This is a genomic window from Xanthomonas sp. SHU 166 (assembly GCF_000364685.1).
In the GTDB taxonomy this organism is placed as follows: domain Bacteria; phylum Pseudomonadota; class Gammaproteobacteria; order Xanthomonadales; family Xanthomonadaceae; genus Xanthomonas_A; species Xanthomonas_A sontii.
Genome location: NZ_AQOJ01000535.1, coordinates 1 through 15,374, shown reverse-complemented (window position 1 = coordinate 15,374; position 15,374 = coordinate 1). Strand labels below are relative to the sequence as shown.

General features: G+C 69.8%; 15 protein-coding genes. 11 read left to right on the top strand and 4 right to left on the bottom strand.

Annotated features, from left to right (window positions below; genetic code table 11):
- The 5 genes from D180_RS13865 to D180_RS13845 form a co-directional block, all read left to right on the top strand.
- The coding region (locus D180_RS13865; RefSeq protein ID WP_017913268.1) for a methyl-accepting chemotaxis protein at window positions 1–515 on the top strand (515 nt) is incomplete at its 5' end.
- A 9-nt stretch (window positions 516–524) separates the two neighbouring features.
- Window positions 525–1,058: a chemotaxis protein CheW gene (locus tag D180_RS13860; RefSeq protein WP_026143817.1), complete on the top strand. Its 534-nt coding sequence runs from the start codon at window positions 525–527 to the stop codon at window positions 1,056–1,058.
- 49 nt (window positions 1,059–1,107) lie between these two features.
- Window positions 1,108–2,379, top strand: a complete 1,272-nt coding sequence (locus tag D180_RS13855; RefSeq protein WP_017913267.1) for an EAL domain-containing response regulator — start codon at window positions 1,108–1,110, stop codon at window positions 2,377–2,379.
- A 16-nt stretch (window positions 2,380–2,395) separates the two neighbouring features.
- A complete protein-coding gene (locus tag D180_RS13850) occupies window positions 2,396–3,202 on the top strand; it encodes a CheR family methyltransferase (protein ID WP_026143818.1) in 807 nt (268 codons plus the stop codon).
- 28 nt (window positions 3,203–3,230) lie between these two features.
- Entirely contained in the window at window positions 3,231–4,307 is a 1,077-nt protein-coding gene (locus tag D180_RS13845) for a chemotaxis response regulator protein-glutamate methylesterase (RefSeq protein ID WP_017913265.1), read from the top strand.
- A 199-nt stretch (window positions 4,308–4,506) separates the two neighbouring features.
- Here the strand turns inward: D180_RS13845 and D180_RS13840 are convergent, their stop codons facing one another.
- The gene (locus tag D180_RS13840; protein WP_017913264.1) at window positions 4,507–5,325 is read right to left on the bottom strand and encodes an AraC family transcriptional regulator; all 819 of its coding nucleotides are present in this window, start codon (window positions 5,323–5,325) and stop codon (window positions 4,507–4,509) included.
- A 188-nt stretch (window positions 5,326–5,513) separates the two neighbouring features.
- Here D180_RS13840 and D180_RS13835 point away from each other — a divergent pair, with 188 nt between their 5' ends.
- The 3 genes from D180_RS13835 to D180_RS13825 all read left to right on the top strand — a co-directional run bounded on the left by D180_RS13835 (window position 5,514) and on the right by D180_RS13825 (window position 9,886).
- Window positions 5,514–6,917 carry an MFS transporter gene (locus D180_RS13835; protein WP_017913263.1) on the top strand — a complete coding sequence of 468 codons (1,404 nt, stop codon included), beginning with the start codon at window positions 5,514–5,516 and terminating at the stop codon, window positions 6,915–6,917.
- A 29-nt stretch (window positions 6,918–6,946) separates the two neighbouring features.
- Window positions 6,947–8,932, top strand: coding sequence for a beta-L-arabinofuranosidase domain-containing protein (locus D180_RS13830; protein WP_017913262.1), 1,986 nt, complete (start codon window positions 6,947–6,949; stop codon window positions 8,930–8,932).
- A gap of 231 nt (window positions 8,933–9,163) precedes the next feature.
- Window positions 9,164–9,886 carry a 4'-phosphopantetheinyl transferase superfamily protein gene (locus tag D180_RS13825; RefSeq protein WP_017913261.1) on the top strand — a complete coding sequence of 241 codons (723 nt, stop codon included), beginning with the start codon at window positions 9,164–9,166 and terminating at the stop codon, window positions 9,884–9,886.
- Between the two features lie 133 nt (window positions 9,887–10,019).
- On the opposite strand, the gene D180_RS13820 is transcribed toward D180_RS13825, so the two are convergent.
- Together D180_RS13820 and gpmA are read right to left on the bottom strand one after the other, a co-directional pair.
- Window positions 10,020–10,268: an SHOCT domain-containing protein gene (locus tag D180_RS13820; RefSeq protein ID WP_017909382.1), complete on the bottom strand. Its 249-nt coding sequence runs from the start codon at window positions 10,266–10,268 to the stop codon at window positions 10,020–10,022.
- 36 nt (window positions 10,269–10,304) lie between these two features.
- Complete coding sequence (gene gpmA / locus D180_RS13815) at window positions 10,305–11,054, bottom strand: 2,3-diphosphoglycerate-dependent phosphoglycerate mutase (protein ID WP_010342084.1); 750 nt, start codon at window positions 11,052–11,054, stop codon at window positions 10,305–10,307.
- Window positions 11,055–11,292: 238 nt separating this feature from the next.
- Here gpmA and nfi point away from each other — a divergent pair, with 238 nt between their 5' ends.
- The 3 genes from nfi (at window position 11,293) to D180_RS13800 (ending at window position 14,037) form a co-directional block, all read left to right on the top strand.
- Window positions 11,293–12,000, top strand: a complete 708-nt coding sequence (gene nfi, locus D180_RS13810; protein WP_017913260.1) for a deoxyribonuclease V — start codon at window positions 11,293–11,295, stop codon at window positions 11,998–12,000.
- Between the two features lie 332 nt (window positions 12,001–12,332).
- Window positions 12,333–13,202 carry a pirin family protein gene (locus tag D180_RS13805; RefSeq protein WP_017909379.1) on the top strand — a complete coding sequence of 290 codons (870 nt, stop codon included), beginning with the start codon at window positions 12,333–12,335 and terminating at the stop codon, window positions 13,200–13,202.
- 367 nt (window positions 13,203–13,569) lie between these two features.
- Window positions 13,570–14,037: a hypothetical protein gene (locus D180_RS13800; RefSeq protein WP_010342081.1), complete on the top strand. Its 468-nt coding sequence runs from the start codon at window positions 13,570–13,572 to the stop codon at window positions 14,035–14,037.
- 141 nt (window positions 14,038–14,178) lie between these two features.
- On the opposite strand, the gene D180_RS13795 is transcribed toward D180_RS13800, so the two are convergent.
- Window positions 14,179–15,039: a pirin family protein gene (locus D180_RS13795; protein ID WP_017913259.1), complete on the bottom strand. Its 861-nt coding sequence runs from the start codon at window positions 15,037–15,039 to the stop codon at window positions 14,179–14,181.
- Window positions 15,040–15,374: the final 335 nt, after the last annotated feature.

The following is a 15,374-nucleotide window of genomic DNA, read 5'->3' as shown; positions in this document are numbered from 1 at the left end:
GCGAGCACGGCAAGGGCTTTGCGGTGGTCGCCGCGGAAGTGCGCAAGCTGGCCGAACGCAGCCAGATCGCGGCGCAGGAGATCGGCGACGTCGCCAGCTCCAGCGTGGAACTGGCCGAGAACGCCGGCAAGCTGCTGGACGAGATGGTGCCGTCGATCAAGCGCACCTCCGACCTGGTGCAGGAGATCACCGCCGCCTCCGAGGAACAGACCTCCGGCGTCGGCCAGATCAACGCCGCGGTCGGCCAGCTCAACCAGACCACCCAGCAGGCCGCGTCCAACTCCGAGGAGCTGGCCGCTACGGCCGAAGAGATGAGCGCGCAGGCCGAACAGCTGCAGCAGCTGATGAGCTTCTTCAAGGTGCAGGGCGCCCCGCCGGCCAGGACCGCGGCGCGACGTCCCGGCGCCGGGCGCGGCCGCAACGGGCAGGCCGGTCCCAAGCCGATCGCGCGCGTCGCCAACGGCCAGCTGGTCCTGGCGGATTCGCTCGACGAAGCCCACTTCGAAACCTTCTGAGACATGGCCATGAACGCTCCCGCTTCGCTCTCACCCTCCGACGCCGGCGACCTGGCCACGGACCAGTTCCTGACCTTCCTGCTCGGCAAGGAAATGTTCGGCGTCGGCATCCTCGGCATCAAGGAGATCATCGAGTACCGCACGCCGACCGACGTGCCGATGATGCCGCCCGCGTTGCGCGGGGTGATCAACCTGCGTGGCGCCGTGGTGCCGGTGGTTGACCTGCAGCAACGCTTCGGCCGCGCGCCCAGCGAGATCAGCAAGCGCACCTGCATCGTCATCATCGAGGTGGCCAGCGGCGAGGAACGCCAGGTGCTGGGCCTGCTGGTGGATGCGGTCAGCGAGGTGCTGGAGATCGCCACCGCCGACATCGCGCCGCCGCCGGCCTTCGGGACCGGCATCCGCCGCGATTTCATCCACGGCATGGGCAAGGTCGGCGAGCGCTTCGTGATCCTGCTCGCCGCCGATGCGGTGCTGGCGCCCCAGGAGTTCGCCAGCATGACCGCGCTCGACGCCCACCTGGAAGAAGGCATCGCCGCCTGAGCGGCCGTTGCCACTTAGCGCCCCGCCCTTTCCTCGAAACGGATTTCGCATGCCCACGTCCCCCGACACCGCCGCCCTGCACCACTTCGGCACGGTCCTGGTGGTCGACGACAGCCAGGTCCAGCGCGAACATGCGCTGGCCCTGTGCCAGCGCATGGGGGCGGTGGCGGTGGAAGGCGCGGCCGACGGCCATGCCGCGCTGGCACGGGTGACCCAGGGGCCGCCGCTGGGGCTGTTGATCGTGGATCTGGAAATGCCCGGCATGGACGGCGTGCAGTTGCTCGACGCACTGGCCCGCTGCAGCGTGCGCGCGCCGATCGTGGTCGCCTCGCAGCGCGGCGCGGCCCTGATCGACTCGGTGCTGCAGGTCGGGCGCAGCAACGGCCTGCAGGTGCTGGCGGGGCTGGAGAAACCGCTGCGCGCCGCCCAGCTCGCGGCCGCGGTGCGCGCCCACGCGCCGAGCGCACCGGCACCACGTGACGACGCCGAGGCGCCCGGCGAGGCGACCATGGCGGCGATGCTGCGCGAGGCACTGCAACGCGGCGAGATCGAGGTGGCCTATCAGCCCAAGGTGGACATGCGCAGCGGCCGGGTCGGCGGCGTGGAAGCGCTGGCGCGCTGGCGGCATCCCAGTGCCGGGCCGATCGCGCCGGACCGCTTCATCGCCGTGGCCGAGCGCGAAGGCCTGATCCACGCGCTCACCGCCTGCGTCGCCGACCAGGCGATGGCACGGCTGGCGGCGTGGAAACAGGACGGGTTCCAGCTGACCCTGGCGTTGAACCTGTCGCCGAGCATGCTGCAGGACCCGAACCTGCTCGACGAACTGCTCGGGCTGCTGCGCCAGCATGGGTTGGCGCCGTCGGACCTGGTGCTGGAAATCACCGAAAGCTCGCTGGTCTGCGGCAGCGCACTGGGCATGCTGGCACGGCTGCGGCTGCAGGGCTTCGGCCTGTCGCTGGACGACTACGGCACCGGCTTCTCCTCGCTGCAGCAGCTCACCCGCATCCCCTTCACCGAACTGAAGATCGACCGCATCTTCGTCCACGACGCGCACCGCAGCCGCAACCTGCGCACGGTCCTCGAATCGGCGCTGGGCATGGCCCAGCGGCTGGGCCTGAGCACCGTCGCCGAGGGCATCGAAACGGTGGAGGACTGGACCCTGCTGCAGGAGCTGGGCTGCGACTTCGGCCAGGGCTACCTGCTGGCGCGCCCGCTGGGGGGCGGCGCGCTGCACGCCTGGCTGCTGGAGCACCAGCGCCTGCTGCAGGAACACGGCCCCACCGGCAACGCCAGCGTCCCCGCTCCCGCCCCTCCCCACTGACCGACCGGCCATGACCATGACCAGCCACGACACCATCACCGAGCAGGAATTCGGCCGGTTCCAGCGTTTCATCTTCGACGCCGCCGGCATCACCATCTCGCCGGCCAAGAAGGCCATGCTGTGCGGGCGCCTGGGCAAGCGCCTGAAAGCGCATTCGCTGCAGACCTACACCCAGTACCTCAAGCTGCTGGAGAGCCGCGAGGGCAGCGGCGAGGTGCAAACCGCGATCGACCTGCTGACCACCAACGAAACCTATTTCTTCCGCGAACCCAAGCACTTCGACCTGCTGCGCAGCATCGCCGCCGCGCACACCGGCAGTACGCCGTTCCGTTGCTGGAGCGCGGCCAGTTCCAGCGGCGAGGAGGCCTACAGCATGGCCATGGTGCTGGACGATACCCTGCAGGGCCGCCCCTACGAGGTGGTCGGCACCGACATCAGCACGCGCGTGCTGGCCAAGGCGCGGACCGGCCATTATCCGCTGCTGCGCATCGAGCACATGCCGCCGGCCATGCTCAAGCGCTACTGCCTCAAGGGCCGCGGCGAGTACGAGGGCAGCATGCTGATCGACCGCAAGATCCGCGACCATGTGCGCTTCCTGCACGCCAACCTCAACGCGACGCTGCCCAACCTGGGCCAGTTCGACGTGGTGTTCCTGCGCAACGTGATGATCTACTTCAACGGCCAGACCAAGCGCGAAGTGGTGGCGCGGGTGCTGGGCACGCTCAAGCGCGGCGGCATCTTCTGCATCGGCCACTCCGAAAGCCTCAACGACGTCAACGGCGACGTGGTGCAGATCGCGCCGTCGGTGTACCGCAAGCCATGAACCACGACGTCCCAGGAGGGAACCCCGCATGACCACGATCAAGGCCATGGTGATCGACGATTCGGCGGTGGTGCGCCAGGTGCTGGTCGCCGTGCTCAACGACGCGCCCGGCATCGAGGTCATCGCCGCCGCGGCCGACCCGCTGCTGGCGATGGACAAGATGCGCCAGCAGTGGCCGGACGTGATCGTGCTGGACGTGGAGATGCCGAAGATGGACGGCATCACCTTCCTGCGCAAGATCATGAGCGAACGCCCCACCCCGGTGGTGATCTGCTCCACGCTCACCGAGAAGGGCGCGCGGGTGACCATGGACGCGCTGGCCGCCGGCGCGGTGGCGGTGGTGACCAAGCCCAAGCTCGGCCTCAAACAGTTCCTCACCGACTCGGCCGAGGAAATGATCGCCACGGTGAAGAGCGCCGCGCGCGCCAACGTCAAGCGCCTGTCGGCGCGGCCGGCCGTGACGCCGGCGGAGCCGGAGATCAAGCACACCGCCGACGTGATCCTGCCGGCGCAGGGCGGACGCGCGCTGTCGCAGACCACCGAGCGGGTGGTGGCGATCGGCACCTCCACCGGCGGCACCCAGGCGCTGGAGGAAGTGCTGACCGCGCTGCCGCGGGTCAGCCCCGGCATCGTCATCGTCCAGCACATGCCGGAGAAATTCACCGCCGCCTTCGCCGCGCGCCTGGACACGCTGTGCCAGATCTCGGTGAAGGAAGCGGCCAACAACGACCGCGTGGTGCCGGGACGCGCGCTGATCGCGCCGGGCGGCAAGCACATGCTGCTGCGGCGCAGCGGCGCGCAGTACTTCGTCGAAGTGCTGGACGGGCCGCCGGTGAACCGGCACCGGCCGTCGGTGGACGTGCTGTTCCGCTCCGCCGCGCGCGCCGCCGGCGGCAACGCGCTGGGCATCATCATGACCGGCATGGGCGACGACGGCGCGGTCGGCCTGCTGGAGATGCGCCAGGCCGGCGCACGCACCGTGGCCCAGGACGAACAGAGCAGCGTGGTGTTCGGCATGCCCAAGGAAGCGATCAAGCGCGGCGGCGCGGAGAAGATCCTGCCGCTCAACGCGATGGCGCGCGAGATCGGCCAGCAACTGAGCTAGCCCACCAGCCGCCGCACCACCCTGCCGCAGGAGCCGCTGCAGCCGCGACGAAGCATTCCCATGAATGTCGGTCGCGGCCGAAGCCGCTCCTGCAAACGCGGGCAGCCAAGCCCCGTCCCTGCCAGACACCTTGCCGCACGCGCAGCGGCGCAAGCAGGTTCGCGGCAAGTGGCGACGCACATGCGCCCGCAAGCCCCCCTCACCCCGAATTGATGTGCTCCTTGCAGTACAGCCGCCGATACGCACTGGGGGTCATGCCCAGGCGCTGGCGGAACACGCGGCGGAAGTAGCCGCTGTCGCTGAAGCCGGCGCGCTGCGCCACGTCGTCCACCGCGCAGGTGTTGACCAGCAACAGCTTCTCGGCGAAGGCGATGCGCTGGCGGTGGATCGCCTCGGTCAGCGTGGTGCCGAAGCTGCGCCGGTAGATGCGGCCCAGATAATCCGGATTGCAGTGCAGTTGCGCCGCCAGCGACGAGGCGGTGAGCGCGGTGTGGAACTGGGTGCCGATCAGTTGCTTGGCACGGTACGCCAGCGCCACCCCGGCGCGTTCGGAATCGTGCGGATCCGGCCAGGCGCCGGCCACGCATTGCAGCATCGACAGCACGATCGGCTCCAGCATCGGCAGCGTGCGCCGTTCCTCCTGCTCGGCCAGGAACCAGCGGAACAGGCCGACGAAGCGATCCGGATCGCGGATCGCAGTGCGCTGCGGCATCGACAGCGCCACCGCGTTGTCCGCCTGCGCCGCGCCCGGTTCCAGTTCGAAATGCACCCAATAGAACCGCAGGTCGTCCGGGAACTGGCCCAGGCCGGCGTGCGCGCGGCCGGGCCACAGCAACAGCGTCTCGCCGGGGCCGACGTGGAAGTCGTTGTCCTGTTCGCGAATCGAGAGGATGCCGCGCTCGACGAAGATCAGCTCGTAGGACTGGATCACCCGCGCCGGATGCGCACCCACGCCGCGGGAAATGAACAGGCCTCCGTTCTGGACCCGGATCGGATAGGCGACGGCGAATTCGAGCATGTCGGAAACGTCTCCCCTTGCCTGCGCGACGCTGCACTGCAGCATTCGAATGAACGATGCCGCGCGAGGACGCCGCGGCCGCTGTGGTCGGAATCGTACCGGTTTTATACCGCACAGACTCTTGTCGCGGGTGCGCCGCCATGCCACTTTGCGCTGGCGCCGGACCGGGCGCGCCAGGAGCCGTTACGTTGACCGCGACCGCCATCGGCCACGCCACCGCAGACGCCGCGCCGGCCGCGACCACGCCGCGTCTGTCGCGCCTGGAGAAGTTCGGCTACGGCCTCGGCGATGCCGGCGGCACGGTGGTCACCTGCCTGATCGCCAACTTCCTCACCTTCTTCTACACCGACGTGTTCGGCCTGACCCCGGCGCTGGTCGGCACCCTGTTCACCGTGCTGCGCGTGGCCGACGCGGTGTCCGATCCGGTGATGGGCCTGATCGCCGATCGCACCCGCAGCCGCTGGGGCCGGTTCCGCGCCTGGCAACTGTGGGTCGCCGTGCCGATCGGCATCGCCTGCGTGCTGACCTTCAGCGCACCGCAGCTGAGCGCCGGCGCCAAGATCGCCTACGCCTTCGCCAGCTACTTCCTGCTGTCGCTGTGCTACACCGCGATCAACGTGCCCTACTGCGCGCTGATCAACAGCATGACCGGCGACCACCGCGACGTGGTCTCGGCGCAATCCTGGCGCTTCGTGCTGTGCGGCATCGCCGGCTTCCTGGTGTCGGTCGGGCTGCCGTGGCTGGTGCGGGAACTGGGCAACGGCGACGCCGCGCGCGGCTACCAGCTCGGCGTGGGCGTGCTGGCGGTGCTGGCGGTGGCGATGTTCCTGTGCTGCTTCTTCGCCGTGCGCGAACGCGTGCCGGTCAGCCTGCTCGGCGGCGCCGGCATCGGCGCACATCTGCGTGGCCTGCTGCAGAACGACCAGTTGCGGCTGGTGCTGCTGATGTCGTTCCTGCTGATCAACGTCTACAACATCCGCGGCGGCGCCTATCTGTACTTCATCACCTACGTGCTCGGCGGCAGCAGCGGCTACGCCTCGCTGTTCTTCGCGATGGTGGCGCTGGCCACGGTACTCGGCGCGATCGTGGTCAACGCGCTGTGCCGCCGCTTCGATCCGCTGGCGCTGTACCTGCACACCAACCTGGCGCTGGCCGCGTTCGGCGTGGCGCAGTGGTGGCTGCCGACCGGACCGGCGCAGCAGACGCTGTGGCTGGGGGTGATCTTCGTGCACTGCCTGGTGCTGGGCTTCGCGCTGCCGCTGCACTTCTCGCTGATGGCCTTCGCCGACGACTACGGCGCCTGGAAGAACCGGGTGCGTTCCTCGGGCATCAACTTCGCCTTCAACCTGTTCTGCATCAAGCTGGCCTGGGCCTCGAGCGCGGTGGTGATCAGCGCGCTGTTCGTCTACGCCGGCTACCGCGCCGGCGCCGCGCAGCAGAGCCCCGCCTCGCTGCAGGCCATCACCCTGCTGGAAACGCTGATCCCCGCCGGCCTGCACCTGCTGCTGGCCGCGGTGATCCTGCGCTGCCGGCTGCGCCGGCCGCTGCTGGCGAATATCGCCGCCGATCTGGCCGCACGCCCGGTGCACTGACCTTCCCCACTCTCCAGGATCTCCGCTCCATGCCGCCTTCGCCCGTGCCGTCCCCGGAACTGCCGCTCGCCCACCTGCGTATCGCCGATCCGTTCTGGCAGCGCTACCAGCGCCTGGTGCAGGAGGTGGTGCTGCCCTACCAGTGGGACGCGCTCAACGACAACGTCGCCGATGCCGAACCTAGCCATGCCATCGAGAACTTCCGCATCGCCGCCGGCCGCAGCGACGGCGCGTTCTACGGCATGGTGTTCCAGGACAGCGACGTGGCCAAATGGCTGGAAGCGGTGGCCTACCTGCTCGCACAGCATCCCGATCCGGCGCTGGAGCGCGATGCCGACGCCACCATCGAGCTGATCGGGGCCGCGCAGCAGGCCGACGGCTACCTCAACACCTACTTCACGGTGAAGGCGCCGCAGGAACGCTGGACCAACCTGGCCGAGTGCCACGAGCTGTACTGCGCCGGGCACATGATCGAGGCCGGCGTGGCCTACTTCCAGGCCACCGGCAAACGCACCCTGCTCGACATCGTGTGCCGGCTCGCCGACCACATCGACGCCACCTTCGGCCCCGGCCCCACGCAGTTGCACGGCTACCCCGGGCATCCGGAGATCGAACTGGCACTGATGCGCCTGTACGAGGCCACCGGCGAGGCGCGCTACCTGGCACTGGCGCGCTACTTCGTCGAACAACGCGGCACCACGCCGCACTACTACGACGAGGAGTACGCCAAGCGCGGCCAGACCTTCTTCTGGGGTGGGCACGGCCCGGCCTGGATGATCCAGGACAAGGCCTACAGCCAGGCGCATCTGCCGGTGGCGCTGCAGGACACCGCGGTCGGCCATGCGGTGCGCTTCGTGTACCTGTACGCCGGCGTGGCGCACCTGGCACGGCACAGCGGCGACGCCACCCTGCGCGCGGCCTGCGAGCGCCTGTGGGACAACGCCACCCAGCGACAGATGTACCTGACCGGCGCGATCGGTGCGCAGAGCTACGGCGAAGCCTTCAGCGTCGACTACGACCTGCCCAACGACACCGCCTACAACGAGAGCTGCGCCTCGATCGGGCTGATGATGTTCGCCAACCGCATGCTGCAGCTGGCGCCGGATGGCCGCTACGCCGACGTGATGGAGCGGGCGCTGTACAACACCGTGCTGGGCGGCATGGCCCTGGACGGACGGCACTTCTTCTACGTCAATCCGCTGGAAGTGCACCCGCCCACCGTGCACGGCAACCACACTTTCGATCATGTGAAGCCCGTGCGCCAGCGCTGGTTCGGCTGCGCCTGCTGCCCGCCCAACATCGCCCGCGTGCTGACCTCGCTCGGCCACTACCTCTACACCCGCCGCGACGACACGCTGTACGTGAACCTCTATGTCGGCAGCGACGCGCGGTTCGAGGTCGGCGGGCAGACCCTGACCCTGCGCCAACGCGGCGAATATCCGTGGCAGGACACGATCGCCTTCGAGGTGGAGTGCAGCGCCCCGGTGGAGGCGGCGCTGGCGCTGCGCCTGCCGGACTGGTGCCAGGCGCCGCAGCTGCGGCTCAACGGCGAGCCGGTGGCGATCGATGCGCACCGCCAGCACGGCTACTGCATGCTGCACCGGCGCTGGCAGTCCGGCGACACCTTGCAGTTGCGCCTGCCGATGCCGCCGATGCGGGTCAGCGGGCACCCGCGCGTGCGCCACCTGGCCGGCAAAGTCGCGGTGCAACGCGGGCCGCTGGTGTACTGCCTGGAGCAGGCCGACAACGGCGCCGACCTGCATCAGCTGCGCCTGCCGGCCAACGCCACGCTGCAGGCCGTACCCGGCACCGGCGCGCTCGCCGGCCAGGTGCTGCTGCAAGCCACCGGCGAACGCCTGCATGGCGACGTCGACGCCGCGGCCGCACCGCTGTACCGCTACGATGCGCCGCCGCCGACGCGGCAGCCGCAGCCCCTGACCTTCGTACCCTACTTCGCCTGGGCCAATCGCGGCGAAGGCGAAATGCGGGTGTGGGTGGACGCCAGCGACGGCTGAAGGCAACGCTGCGGAACGTCTGCTGCAGGAGCGGGATCAGCCGCGACCGGCGTTACCGGAAACGCCGGTCGCGGCTGATCCCGCAGAAGGGGACAAGCGCCGCTCCTACCGGACAAGCTGCATTCGGATGAATCCTTGCGGAAACAGGTCACCACAGCGATGCTGGCCTGCGGCGCCTCACTGGCCGCATCGCACGCGCCGCACGGCCAGCGCACGCTCTAAGCTAGGGCCATGGATGCCCTGGCCCTCGCCGCCCCGCCGTTCGCCCGCCTCGCCCTCGGCGCGCATCGCATCGCCGTGCCGAACGCCTGGCTGCTGCCGTTCGAGGTCGATGCCTTCGACAGCGACGATTTCCAGCGCCACCGCGTGCAGCAGCCGCCGTCGATCGCGCGCAGCGTGCGCAAGCGCCAGGCCGAGTACCTGGCCGGAAGGCGCGCGGCGCTCGCCGCGCTGCGGGCGGCCGGCAGCACGGCCACCGACCTTCCGATCGGCCCCGACCGCGCGCCGCTCTGGCCAGAGGGTTTCCTCGGCAGCCTCTCGCATACCGACGGCGTGGCGGTCGCCATCGCCATGCCGACGTCCGCCGCAGCCAACGGCATCGGCCTGGATATCGAACGTGTGGTGGCGGCGGACCAGCTCGAGGCGATCCGCAGCGTGGCCCTGGACGCCAGCGACTGTGACGCATTGGCTGCGCTCGCCCGCGTCCGCGGCTGGCCGTATGCGCTGACCCTGGGCTTCTCGGCGAAAGAGAGTTTCTACAAGGCCACCGCGGCGACCGTCGGCCGCTTCTTCGATTTCGACGCCTTGCGCATCGAAGGCTGCGACCCGGTCAGCGGCAGCGTGGAGACGCGGATCGCCACGCCGCTGGCGCCGGCCTTGCCGGCCGGACAAGCGCACCGTCTGCGCTGGGTGGACGTGCAGCCCGGGCTGCTGCTCACCAGCTGCGTCTGGTAAGGACAGTCCGGGGTTACGCCGTTGCCGCGCAGCTGCGGCAACGCGCGCTGCATGCAACACGCGGCGCGGCGTCGACACCGCGCTTCCGCTTGGCAGGCCGCGAGAACGCGGCGCCTGCCGAGGCATCACACACTCACAACGCGGCCAGGATCTGCTCGCGCCGGCGCGTGTACTCCGCCGCATCGATCAGCCCCTGCGCCTTCAGCTGCTCCAGCGCGCGCAGGCGCTGCTCGACCGAGTCAACAGGAGGCAACGGCGGCGCCGCCGCGGCCGGCCGGCGCCGCTGGGCGCGAATCGCCAGCCACACCACCATGCCGACCAGCAGCGGCAAGGCGAGCAAGACCAGCAGGATGAGCCAATGCCAGATACTGAATCCACCCATCGCGTTCTCCTGCCGGCCGCGTGCCGATCCTGGTGCTTACTTCGCCTTGCCCTGATTGGCCACCGCTTCGGCGGCCTTCTTGGCCGCTTCCGGGTCGCCCAGGTAGCGGTAGGACTGCACCTGCAGGCTGTCGTCCAGTTCGAACAGCAGCGGGATGCCGGTGGGGATGTTGAGTTCGAGGATTTCTTCGCGCGAGACGTCGTTCAAGTACTTGTACAGCGCGCGCAGCGAGTTGCCATGGGCGGTGACCAGCACGGTCTGCCCGGCCTTGAGCTGCGGCGCGATGGCGTCGTGCCAGTACGGCAGCACGCGCTCGAGCGTGGTCGCCAGCGACTCGGTGGCCGGCAGCGCGTTGCGGTCCAGGGTGGCATAGCGGCGGTCGTGCAGCGGATGGCCTGGATCCTCGGCATCCATCGGCGGCGGCGGGATGTCGTAGGAGCGGCGCCAGATCTTGACCTGGTCCTCGCCGTGCTTGGCCGCGGTCTCGGCCTTGTCCAGACCCTGCAGGCCGCCGTAGTGGCGCTCGTTGAGACGCCAGCTCTTGTGCACCGGCAGCCAGTCCTGGTCGAGTTCCTTCAGCGCGCCCTGCAAAGTGTGGATGGCGCGCTTGAGCACCGAGGTATGGGCGACGTCGAACTGCAGCCCCTCCTCGCGCATCAGCCGGCCGGCGGCCACGGCTTCCTGGCGGCCCTGCTCGGTCAGGTCGACGTCGACCCAGCCGGTGAAGCGGTTATCCAGGTTCCACTGGCTCTGGCCATGGCGCAACAGTACGAGTTTGCGGGTCACTGCGACGGTCTCCGTTGGGGGATGCGTGGGTCGTGCGGCCCTGGATTGTAGCTCTTGGCTGGGAATGGGGAATCGGGAATGGGGAATCGTTGAAGCGGTTCCCGCGCGGCTCTGACCAGCAGGCGGCGCTTGGCTGTCCGGCTTGCTGGAGAACAAAGCCGTTGCGATTCCCCATTCCCCATTCCCGATTCCCAGCCCCTGCACACCCCAGCCACGAAGACGGCGCGATCATCGGCGCATGGACACTTCTTCGCACTCCGTATTCGGCGACTGGGACGGCAGCATCGCGCAGGCGCGCGCGCTGCAGGCGACGCTGGCGCGCCAGGTCAGCCTGCAGGACGAGGTGCCCGACCCGCCGCGCTGGCTGGCCGGTTTCGATGTCGGCTTCGAGGACGATGGCCAGGTCACCCGCGCCGCCGCGGTACTGCTCGACGCGCAGACCCTGCAGCCGCACCAGGCCGAGATCGCGCGCGTGCCCACCTCGATGGCCTACGTGCCCGGCCTGCTCAGCTTCCGCGAACTGCCGGCCTTGCTGGCTGCGCTGGGTCTGCTGCGGCAGCGGCCGGACCTGGTGTTCGTCGACGGCCAGGGCATCGCCCATCCGCGCCGGCTCGGCATCGCCGCGCACTTCGGCGTGGTCACCGGGCTGCCCAGCATCGGCGTGGCCAAGACCTTGCTGGCCGGCCGCTTCGAGGAGCCCGGCGCGCAGGCCGGCGACCACAGTCCCATCGTGCATCGCGGCGAGGTGGTCGGCTGGGCGCTGCGCAGCAAGCTGCGCTGCAATCCGCTGATCGTCTCGCCCGGCCATCGTGTGGCGGTGGACAGCGCGCTGCAGTGGACCCAGCGCTACCTGCGTGGCTATCGTCTGCCGGAGCCGACCCGGCTGGCCGATCGGCTGGCCTCGCGCCGCGGCGAGGTGGCGATCGCCCAGCCGGGCTTGCTGTAGCCTCGGCATCCGCTGGCGCGACTGCGAAAGCGCACTCGCCGCATCCGCACTGTCGTGTCGCGTCCGAAGCGGACGCGTTGGATTGAAACCACATGGCGTTGTCGCCACCGGCGTCGTCGATCGGTCGCCCCCGCCCGGGGGCGTGGATCCACGCAGTCGCCTGTCGCCTGCGTCGTGTCGCGATGCGCACCTGAGAACGCGCATCACCTGCGCACGAGAGGCGCACACCAAGCGCCGCGGCACGCGGAACATTGCGTCTTGCGCCGCCGGCGTCCGTGCCACGCGTCCGCATGCGAAGCTTGCGCTCCGTTCCTGCCACCACGAGCGCCGGCATGCCCACCCTGATCGCCCCCCGCGTCCACGATATCGGCGGCTTCGAAGTGCGCCGCGCCGTCCCCAGCGTGCAGGCGCGCAGCGTCGGCCCCTTCGTCTTCATCGACCACATGGGCCCGGCGGTGTTCGAGCCGGGCCACGGCGTGGACGTGCGCCCGCATCCGCACATCGGCCTGGCCACGGTCACCTTCCTGTGGTCCGGCGAGATCGGCCACCGCGATTCGCTCGGCTCCGACCAGGTGATCCGCGCCGGCGACGTCAACTGGATGACCGCCGGCCGCGGCATCTCCCACTCCGAACGGACACCGACCACGCTGCGTGAGCATGCACATCCGCTGCACGGCATGCAGACCTGGGTGGCGCTGCCGAAATCGGCGGAAGAGACCGCACCGGCGTTCTACCACCATGCCGCCGCCAGCCTGCCGCAGCAGCGCCGCGACGGCGCGTGGCTGCGGGTGATCGCCGGCCGCGCCTACGGCGAGGAATCGCCGGTCACGGTGTTCGCCGACACCCTCAACGTGGCCCTGGACCTGGAAGCGGACGCCGAAATCGACCTGGACGCGCGGCACGTCGAGCGCTCCCTGTACATCCTGGAAGGCGAGGCGCAACTGGACGGCGTGGACATTCCGGCGCGGCACCTGGTCCTGCCCGAGCCCGGCGCGCGCGGGCGGCTGCGCGCCAAGACCCCGCTGAAGGCCATGCTGATGGGCGGGGAACCGCTGGATGGCCCGCGCCACCTCTGGTGGAACTTCGTGTCCAGCTCGGTGGAACGCATCGAGCAGGCCAAGCAGGATTGGCGCGAGGGCCGCTTCGGGACGATCCCCGGCGACGACCAGGAATTCATTCCGTTGCCCGAACCCGGCCGCTGAGACCCCGGTTGCCGCCACGCAAGGCAGCCAGGGCGGGCGGCACGCGCTGTCGCCGTTGCCCTCCCTCTTCCGTCCCCTTCCCGGCATCGCATCCGCATAAAGGCCCGCGTGGCGGCGCAGCCGGGCGGGTGCCGGCATGCCGTACCACGCGTACGGACATTCCGGAATCCGCATCCCAATTGTCAGCGCGGCCATGCTGGGCTATGGTGCAGACGCGGCCGCGCACGCGTGACCGCACACGGGACACGCACTGCGTCGGGGGATGCACTGCCGGGATCCCGCACAGGATGGGCGCTCCCGCAGACGACGCCGCAGGCGTGCGTATGGATCGAACGCGTCGCATCGCGGCGTATGGGGAACATCGCGAATGAAGACACTCTTGCGCAAGGCGCTGCTGACCGCTGCGGCGGCGTTGCCCGCCGCTGCCGCCACCGCGCAGCAGGCACAGAACTGCCCACCGCTGCCGCCGCAGAGCAAACTGCAATGGAGCGAACGCAGCGACAAGGGCTTCATCGTCTGCCGCGCCAGCGATGCCGACGGACGTCAGGTGCTGGGCATGATGCTCACCGCGCGCGACCCGAACATTCCGCTGCAGCGCACGCTGCGCGAGGAAAAGGGTGCCATCGCCGGCGAAGCGGTGTATTGGTACCGGCCGGATGTGGGCGGTGTCGAGTTGCCGAACCAGGCCACACGCCGCATCACGGTTGCGGAACTGAAGAAGGACCAGTACGCACAGGTGTGGATCGATGCCGCCGACGCCCAGGAACTGCAGACACTGCAATCGCTGGTGCAGGGCCTGGACATGCGCCAGTCGAGCCTGGCGCTGGAGCGCTGAGGCGGCGCACTGCGCCATGCACTGCGGTCTCCCGTAGCAGCGGCTTCAGCCGCGACGGCGTTATTGGGAATGCCTGTCGCGGCTGAAGCCGCTGCTACGAGGAAACAAACCCTCGCACCACATGCGGCGCGAAACGCGCGCTCAGAAGCGCCCTTCCTGGAAATCCACGAAGGCCTGCATCAGCTCCTGGCGCGTGTTCATCACGAACGGCCCATGCCGCGCCACCGGTTCGCGCAACGGCCGTCCGGCGACCAGAATCAGCCGTGCGCCCTGCGTGCCGGCCTGCAGTTGCAGCAGGTCGCCACCGCCGAGCACCGCCAGCGTCTGCGCCGGCAGCACGCGCGCCGCCTCGCCCTCGCCCAGTGCCGCCTCGCCCTCGAACATGTAGGCGAAGGCGTTGTGCCCGGCCGGCAGCTCGAACGCCCAGCGCGTGCCGGCGTCCAGCGCGATGTCCAGATACAGCGGGTCGGTGGCCGGCTGCGCGATCGGGCCGTGCACCTCGCCGGCATGGCCGGCGATCACCTTGACCGTCACCCCCGGCGCCGGCTGCGCCACCGGGATGCGCTCGGGCGCGAATTCCTGGTAGCGCGGCGCGGTCATCTTGTCGCGCGCCGGCAGGTTCACCCACAACTGGAAGCCGCGCATGCGCCCGTGTTCCTGCTCCGGCATCTCCGAATGCACCAGGCCGCGGCCGGCGGTCATCCACTGCACGCTGCCCGGGGTCAGCAGACCCTCGTTGCCGTGGTTGTCCTTGTGCCGCATGCGCCCGTCGAGCATGTAGGTGACGGTCTCGAAGCCACGGTGCGGATGGCTGGGGAAGCCCCCGATGTAGTCCTCGGCCCGGTCGGTGCCGAACTCGTCGAGCAGCAGGAACGGATCCAGTTCGGGCAGCGCACCGCCGCCGATGACGCGGGTCAGCTTGACCCCATCGCCGTCGGCGGTGGCGTGGCCACGAATGGCACGCAGGATGCGCGCGGGGGCGACGGTGGTGGAAGCGGTCATGGCGGACGATCTCCTGATGAGCTCCCTACTGTGGGTGCCGCCGCCACCGCGGCCAACCGCGACCGGCGCAACCCATCGTTCCATCGTCTGCGGCGACTGGTTCGCTTCTCCCACCGGAAGAAGGTGCCCCGCAGGGGCGGATGAGGGTACGGGCGTAGCCTCGTGCGCAGGCTGGCTTCGCGAGGGCTGCGCCCCGGACCCTCACCCCAACCCCTCTCCCAAGGGGAGAGGGGCTCACGCCTTTTCCTTCTCCCTCCGGGAGAAGGTGCCCCGCAGGGGCGGATGAGGGTACGGGCGCAGCCTCGTGCGCGGGGTGGCTTCGCGAGGGCTGCGCC